Source organism: Pseudomonas sp. Pseusp3 (assembly GCF_047304225.1).
Classification (GTDB): Bacteria; Pseudomonadota; Gammaproteobacteria; order Pseudomonadales; family Pseudomonadaceae; genus Aquipseudomonas; species Aquipseudomonas fluorescens_CD.
This window is the reverse complement of record NZ_JBGLYV010000179.1, coordinates 1-6773: the sequence shown is the minus strand read 5'-3', so window position 1 is coordinate 6773 and position 6773 is coordinate 1. Positions and strand designations below refer to the sequence as shown.

Here is a 6773-nt window from a genome sequence, read left to right as displayed (position 1 = left end):
AGCGTTTTTTTGCTTACTTTTTTTAGGCGCTTGTAAAAAAAGTGAGTCGCCGTAAGGGCGAAACCCTAAGTCGCCGTTACCGCAGCAACGGATATGCACACAGTGTTATCTGCACCCGATTCAAGGGTTGACCTGATAACCCTTGCCCTGCAAACAACTGGTGTAGGCCGTCGCAGTGTTCGCCTGGGTGGTTTTCGATTGCTCCCGGCGTTCCTGGCGCTGACGTGAAGCACCGACCACGGCGCCGGCCGCCGCCGTCTCCTTGGCGCGGTTCTGGCGGTATTGCTGTTGCACATCACTATCGACGCGGTCATACGCCTCGTCGTGCTGATTGCCGCGCACCTGGGCCGCGGTCGCGCCGGCAGCGGCCCCGACAGCAGCGCCCTTGACCCTCCCGCCGGAAGGCGTGGAAGTCGTCGAGGCACTCTGGCTGGCGGCGATGCTGTTGCATTCGTTGATGTCGGCCTGGGTTTGTTGCGAACTTTGTCCTTTCAGCGGCACCACCGTTTGCGCCCATCCCGGGGCACTGAAAACCGACAAGGCAAGGCACAGAGTGATGGGTGACAACTTTTTCATGATGACCTCCGGATGACCGTGGTTCACCCCCAAAGGAGTTTAGATCAGCCTCCGACAACCACCCGGTTACTGACCGACGGTGGGCTCGATGTCCATCACCAGTCGGCGGTCGACCCAACGCACCGGTACAGACTCCAGTTGCGCGCCTTTACACGGGCCGTCGATGCAGTGCCCGTCGGCGAAACGAAACATTGCGCTGTGATGGGCGCACATCAGGACCTTGCCTCGGTAGGTACAGAATTGCTGCGGATTGAAGTCCAGCGGCACCGAAAAATGCGGGCAACGGTTGACGTACACCCATACCTGTTCACCCTGGCGCACCGCCACCAGCCCGGCGGGATGCAATTGCCGATGCTGCGGCAGTCCCAACGCCCCGCCATCGGCAATATCATCGAGTTGACACAAGGTAATGGTAGTCATGGAAACCCGCGCAGTTCCGGGTTGCCCAGGCTCCAGTGCCAGGGGCGAATCTGAATGCTGGCGAACAGGCCCGCCTGCACATAGGGATCGTCCTGCATGAACGCTTCCACCTCAAGCAGGCTGCCCGCCTCGATGACCAGCAACGTGCCATTCATCGCCGTGCCGGCATCGTCGAGGATGGGTCCACCGAGCCGCACAACCACCCGATGGTCGCCGGTGGCACGCAAATGCGCCTGGTGCCTGGGCCGCAGACGCTGACGCAAAGCCAGCGAGTCCGGATGGTCAGTGGCGAATACCGCAAAGAACTGGCCCATGAGTCACGCTTTCTCCATGACGAATTCGTAACTCGCACGCTTGAACGGCACGTCCATACCCAGGCTGGCGGACAACATGTCATGGGTGCGGCGGTCCTCGTAGATCACCTGCAACGAATGCTTGACGCCAAACACCGCATCGGACGCCAGGTACGGATCATCGTGATTGAACAGGTGCGTCACCAGCTTGCGATAACCCGGCACCTCGATCATGAAATGCAGGTGCGCGGGCCGCCACGCATGACGGTTGGCGGCATCGAGCATGCGCCCCACCGGGCCATCGGTCGGTATCGGGTAGGCCACAGGGACAATCGTGCGAATCGCAAAGTAGCCATCGGCGTCAGTGCGATAACGCCCGCGCAAGTTACCGAACGGCTGTTCGACGTCTTGCCCTGAATACATGCCGTTCTCGGCGGTTTGCCAGACGTCGAGCACCGCATCGGCCAGCGGGTTGCCCTGGGTATCCACCACACGCCCGCGTACCAGTGCCGGCTCGCCCGGCGTGAAGGCCATGTTTTCGCCGAACTCGCGCTCGGGCATGCCTTCGATGTAGAACGGCCCGAACACGGTCGTTTCGGTGGCCGTTGCGCTGTGCCGATGGTTGATCGCATCGACCAGCATCGAAATGCCCAGGGTGTCCGACAGCAGAATGAATTCCTGGCGCACCAGGCCATCACATTTGTGCCCGGTGTCGGTCAAAAAACCGATGCCTTCGAACCACTCCTGCTCGGTCAATTCGACCTCGCGGACAAACGCATGCAGGTGGTGCACCAGGCTTTGCATGATCTGTTTGTAACGCGCGTTGGGCGCATCGTTGAAGCTGTTCACTGCCTGTTGGGAGATCAGTGACTCTATGGCTTTGTCTTTATCGGTCATTGTTGTTATTCCGACGAGGATAAGAGTGGCCGGCAGATCAGGCTGGGGCCTGACCTTTCAGAGCACGGTTCAACAACGCCTCAATCGGACCTTGTTCAAACGGCCGTGGGTTGTAGTAAGGACTGGCGCAGGCGATTTGTGCGGCTTCCACCGGGCCGTTTGCCGGAAAGCCGATGTCCGCCAATGCCAGTGGAATACCCAGTTTCTGGTTCAGTGCGTACAACAAGGCACCGACCTCACTCGCCTCACTCCCGCCTAACGCGCGTGCAGCCCGTTGCAATGGCCCCGCCGCCGCTTCGCGGTTGTAATGCGCAGCATGGGGCAAGACGATGGCGTGCGCCTGGGCATGGGGCAAATTGAACGTGCCGCCCAAGGTGTGGCAGAGCTTGTGGTGCAAGGCCATGCCGACCGAGCCCAGGCAAATGCCCGCCAGCCACGCGCCATACAACGCCTGGCTGCGCGCCTCGGGGTCATCGGGATTGCTGACCACACCTGGTAACGCCTGCGCCAGTGAGCGAATCGACTCTTCAGCCATGAAACCGATGATCGGGTTGGCGTCCTGGGCGTACAGGGCCTCGACCGCGTGGGCCATGGCGTTCATGCCCGAGCAGGCAGATATCTGCGATGGCAGGGTCAGGGTCAATTGCGGGTCGTAGATCACTGTCCTGGGCAGGACTTTGGGATCTCGCCCGGTTTTCTTCAGGCGGTTTTCGGTCAGCCCGTAGATCGGCGTCATCTCGGAACCGGCGTAGGTGGTCGGCACCGCCACGATCGGCAGGCCGGAATCCATCGCGATCGCCTTGCCCAGGCCGATGGTCGAGCCACCGCCAATGGCCACGCAGCAATCGGCGTCCAGCCGCGCCGCCTCGATGCGCGCCGCTTGTGCCACTTCCAGCGGAACGTGCATCACGGCTTTGGGATAGACCCCGGCCGCACGATCACCGAGCAACGCGGCGACCTGCTCGCCGAGCCCGTGTTGTTCCGGCGTCGTGAGAATCAGCGCGCGCCGGGCGCCCAATCGCTCGATTTCTTCCGCCAGCGCCGAGAGCTTGCCCCAGCCGAACACCACACGGGTCGGCAGGCTTTGGTAAACGAATGGATTCATGGCAGGCCTCAGCGTTTGTAGTACGGCGGGATGTTGGCGTCGACATTGACCCAGACCGAACGGGCCTCGGTGTAATCGTGGATCGCTTCAAAACCCATTTCCCGACCGTAACCGGATTGGCCGACACCGCCAAACGGACTGCCCGGGTTGACCCGTTTGTAGCAGTTGATCCAGCACATGCCGGCGTGAATCGCGTCGGCCATTTTGTGTGCGCGGCTCAGGTTCTGCGTCCACAGGCCGCTGCCCAGTCCGTATTCGGAGTCGTTGGCGATGGCCAGGGCCTCTTCATCAGTGCTGAAACGCACCACGGTCACGAACGGGCCGAAGACTTCCTCCTGGCAAACGCGATCACCGGGCTTGGCCTCGACCACCGTCGGTTCGACATAAAATCCATTGGCCAACGCCTTGTCGTCCGGTGCCTTGCCGCCGGCAAGGATCTTGCCGCCCTGCTCGATGGCAATATCGATGTACGCCAGCACACGGTCGCGATGCAGCGCCGAAGTCAGCGGCCCCATTTCCGTTTCCGGGTCCAGGGGATCGCCCAGGCGGATGGACTTGGCCAGGGCGATAAAACGCTCCAGGAACCGGTCGGCGATGTCTTTGTGCAGTATCAGTCGCGAGCCGGCGATGCAGGCCTGGCCCTGGTTGTGAAAGATCGCCCAGGCCGCGCCGTTGACCGCCGCTTCCAGGTTGGCGTCCTCGAACACGATATTGGCGCCCTTGCCGCCCAGTTCCAGCTGGATGCGCTTGAGGTTGCTTTGGGAGGCTTCGACGATACGACGCCCGGTGGCGGTTGAACCGGTAAAGGCAATCTTGCCCACATCGAGGTGTTCGGCCAGTGCTTGCCCGGCGGTATGGCCGTAACCCGGCACCACGTTGACCACGCCTTTGGGGAAGCCGACTTCGGTCATCAGCTCGACGATGCGCAAGGTCGACAACGGGGTGATTTCCGAAGGCTTGATCACGATGGTATTGCCCGCCGCCAGCGCCGGGCCCATTTTCCAGCTGGTGAACATCAGCGGAAAGTTCCACGGCACGATCTGCCCCACCACGCCAATCGGCTTGCGTTGCACATAGTTGAGGAACCCCGCTTCGACCGGAATCACCGAGCCTTCGATCTTGTCGGCGATGCCGCCGAAATAACGGAAGCACGCCGCCGTGCGCGGCACGTCGAGGCCACGGGAGTCTCGGAGCGGGTGCCCGGTATTGAGGGATTCGAGCTGGGCCAGCTCTTCGCTACACGCCTCGATCCTGTCCGCCAGTTTGAGCAACAGACGCCCGCGCTCGGCGGCCCCCAGGGCCGACCAGGCCGGGAAGGCACGTTTGGCGGCGGCAACGGCCAGGTCGATGTCAGCGGCTTCGGCGGCGGCGATGCGGGTGATCAACGTACCGTCGTGGGGCGACACCACGTCAATGGTGCCGCCGGCGACGGCATCCACGAAGCGGCCATCGATATAGAGCTGATTTTGCATAATGGTTTCCTCGCACCGCGCGGCTGGCGCAGTGTTTGATGAAGTGATTCTCGGGCGCTTTGCCCGGCGCGGGGCCGGGCTGGACACAAGGTCCTAGAACTCGATCGGATACGGCTTGAGTTCACCGCTTTCGTAGCGTTGCGGCAGGTTCGGCGTGGCGTTTTCCCAGACCATCAGCATCGAGCGTTTGGTCGAGTAGCCCTGGTGACGGATGTCCGCGGGCATGGCGCAGATGTCGCCGGCACGCATGGTGATGCGCGCACGGGGATTGCCGTCGTCCTTGTCGCCGACGTCCCAGATGATTTCGTCGGACAATTGCAAGAACCACTCGATACGATCGTTGCCGTGGAACACCGGCAGAATGAATTCCTCGGTGGTCGGGCAGAACAGGCTGGCCTTGCACACCGAGGTCACCGACGGGTTCCAGGTCACGTCGGAGCGCGACAGGTACTTGAACAGGTTGAAGGCATGCAGTTCGCCCTCGAAGTCTTCGGCGGCATGGACTTCCGGTTCGTCCTGTGGCACGTCGATGAACTGGCGGTTGACCGGCAGGTCGTCACGCAGCGGCGAGTCATTCTTCAGGCCCGGCATGCGTTGGGTGGCGATGCGGGAGCGCTCGATGGCTTCGATGTTGTCGCCGTTCTTGCGGCCGAATGCGCTACCGGTTTCTTCCGGGGCGGCAAAAGGGTCGAAGGTGGCGTTGGTCCAGTCCCGCAGGATAGCCTTGAAGGTGGCCATGATCAGCGGCGTTTCGAAGTTTTCGGTGTAATTGACCCCGGCCGCCTTGAGCGTGCCGTTGAAGGTGCCGGCGTACAGGTCGACCTTGCCGTAGTAGTTGCGGGTGCCGATGACGTGGTCAAAGTTGACCCAGCCATAAAAAAAGCCCCAGGCGACATCACGCATCATGGCGCGCAGGAAGGCGTCGACCGGAATCAGGTGCGAGCGGGTCTGGCCCTTGGCCGGCCAGGTGATGCGGGCGAAATACTCGTCGCGCGACAGTTCGAAGGCGCCGAGTTTGAATGAGCGGTAGCCGGTGACGGCGTGGGGCGCGCTGGCCTGGACTTCGTCGTCGGCAAAGTGGGCGGTTTCGGCAGCGGTTTCAAGCATGGCCATGGCGGGATTCCTCTTGTTGTTGTGGGTTGGACGGTCGGGCCGGGCAGATCACTTGAAGCAGATCTCTGCCCACTTCTCCACCGACAACGGGCCTTTGATGGTCTGCAGCAGGATCACGCCCGGGCGACTGGCTTCGAAGCGATAGGCGCTGCCGACCGGCAGCAGGCATTGATGGCCGCGCTTGAGCAGGAGGTAGCCCATCGGCTTGCCCGCCGGCATTTCACCCGCCAGGTGAGTGCCCTCGCCGGCCTTCAATGGCGCATCGAGCTTGAGGAAGTCCACGCGCACTTCACCGTCCATGACGATGGCGAACTCGTCGTGTGCTGCGGTGTACCAGGGCGACTGGCCTTCGGCGCGCAGGGTTTCGACGACGTAGCCGAGGTTGTAACCGACCACGACCTTTTCGTAAGGGCTGGATTGATCGGCCACTTCAAAAATATTGGAAAAGGCGTAGTGACTGGCCTGGCCGCTGATGATTTCAACCGACCCTTTGGTGTAGTTGTCCAGCGAGCCGAAGACCGTTTCGATTGCAGCGCTACTCATGGTTTTCACCGTTTTGTTGTTGTAGTAACAGTGAGCTAACAGTACGTCGCACTACCTCGGTGAACAATTAGAGGACCGGCGACAACAGTGTTTGCGAAACGCAAACACTGGTGCCACCTCAATCCCTGTAGGAGCGAGCCTGCTCGCGATGGTCGTCAACGATAACGCGGGCTGTTTGAATCCCAGCGTTGTCCTGGCGTTTTTCGCGAGCAGGCTCGCTCCTACAGGGGGACGCGGTCACGTTAGATCAGGTCGGCCCGGAGGCCGCCTCGCCTTGGCTTTGGCTTTTGATCTTCTTGCCCCCTCGAGAGGCCGAGCGCAGGTTCTGCGCAGTGGGCAACCCGGCATGGATGC

At 61.6% G+C, this 6773-nt stretch carries 8 protein-coding genes; all 8 read right to left on the bottom strand.

Annotated elements, in window-relative coordinates; translation table 11 throughout:
- Nucleotides 1–120: 120 nt before the first annotated feature.
- The 8 genes from ACCD00_RS29890 to ACCD00_RS29855 all read right to left on the bottom strand — a co-directional run bounded on the left by ACCD00_RS29890 (nucleotide 121) and on the right by ACCD00_RS29855 (nucleotide 6419).
- The gene (locus tag ACCD00_RS29890; RefSeq protein ID WP_413428808.1) at nucleotides 121–576 is read right to left on the bottom strand and encodes a hypothetical protein; all 456 of its coding nucleotides are present in this window, start codon (nucleotides 574–576) and stop codon (nucleotides 121–123) included.
- A gap of 66 nt (nucleotides 577–642) precedes the next feature.
- On the bottom strand, nucleotides 643–996 hold the full coding sequence (locus ACCD00_RS29885; protein ID WP_413428807.1) for a Rieske (2Fe-2S) protein: 354 nt from the start codon (nucleotides 994–996) through the stop codon (nucleotides 643–645).
- Complete coding sequence (locus ACCD00_RS29880) at nucleotides 993–1310, bottom strand: YciI family protein (RefSeq protein WP_413428806.1); 318 nt, start codon at nucleotides 1308–1310, stop codon at nucleotides 993–995. Before ACCD00_RS29880 ends, ACCD00_RS29885 begins: the two co-directional genes overlap by 4 nt.
- A gap of 3 nt (nucleotides 1311–1313) precedes the next feature.
- Nucleotides 1314–2186 carry a dioxygenase gene (locus ACCD00_RS29875; protein ID WP_413428805.1) on the bottom strand — a complete coding sequence of 291 codons (873 nt, stop codon included), beginning with the start codon at nucleotides 2184–2186 and terminating at the stop codon, nucleotides 1314–1316.
- A 37-nt stretch (nucleotides 2187–2223) separates the two neighbouring features.
- Nucleotides 2224–3291 (bottom strand): maleylacetate reductase, encoded by a 1068-nt coding sequence (locus tag ACCD00_RS29870; RefSeq protein WP_413428804.1) that lies wholly within the window; start codon nucleotides 3289–3291, stop codon nucleotides 2224–2226.
- An 8-nt stretch (nucleotides 3292–3299) separates the two neighbouring features.
- Nucleotides 3300–4763: an aldehyde dehydrogenase family protein gene (locus ACCD00_RS29865; protein ID WP_413428803.1), complete on the bottom strand. Its 1464-nt coding sequence runs from the start codon at nucleotides 4761–4763 to the stop codon at nucleotides 3300–3302.
- A gap of 93 nt (nucleotides 4764–4856) precedes the next feature.
- Complete coding sequence (locus ACCD00_RS29860; protein WP_413428802.1) at nucleotides 4857–5876, bottom strand: hydroxyquinol 1,2-dioxygenase; 1020 nt, start codon at nucleotides 5874–5876, stop codon at nucleotides 4857–4859.
- A gap of 48 nt (nucleotides 5877–5924) precedes the next feature.
- The gene (locus tag ACCD00_RS29855; protein WP_413428801.1) at nucleotides 5925–6419 is read right to left on the bottom strand and encodes a hydroxyquinol 1,2-dioxygenase; all 495 of its coding nucleotides are present in this window, start codon (nucleotides 6417–6419) and stop codon (nucleotides 5925–5927) included.
- Nucleotides 6420–6773: the final 354 nt, after the last annotated feature.

What these genes read in the sequence shown, in the direction of transcription:
- ACCD00_RS29885 (WP_413428807.1), bottom strand. Translation starts at nt 996, where the DNA reads ATGACTACCATTACCTTGTGTCAACTCGATGATATTGCCGATGGCGGG.
- ACCD00_RS29880 (WP_413428806.1), bottom strand. Translation starts at nt 1,310, where the DNA reads ATGGGCCAGTTCTTTGCGGTATTCGCCACTGACCATCCGGACTCGCTG.
- ACCD00_RS29870 (WP_413428804.1), bottom strand. Translation starts at nt 3,291, where the DNA reads ATGAATCCATTCGTTTACCAAAGCCTGCCGACCCGTGTGGTGTTCGGC.
- ACCD00_RS29860 (WP_413428802.1), bottom strand. Translation starts at nt 5,876, where the DNA reads ATGGCCATGCTTGAAACCGCTGCCGAAACCGCCCACTTTGCCGACGAC.
- ACCD00_RS29890 (WP_413428808.1), bottom strand. Translation starts at nt 576, where the DNA reads ATGAAAAAGTTGTCACCCATCACTCTGTGCCTTGCCTTGTCGGTTTTC.
- ACCD00_RS29875 (WP_413428805.1), bottom strand. Translation starts at nt 2,186, where the DNA reads ATGACCGATAAAGACAAAGCCATAGAGTCACTGATCTCCCAACAGGCA.
- ACCD00_RS29865 (WP_413428803.1), bottom strand. Translation starts at nt 4,763, where the DNA reads ATGCAAAATCAGCTCTATATCGATGGCCGCTTCGTGGATGCCGTCGCC.
- ACCD00_RS29855 (WP_413428801.1), bottom strand. Translation starts at nt 6,419, where the DNA reads ATGAGTAGCGCTGCAATCGAAACGGTCTTCGGCTCGCTGGACAACTAC.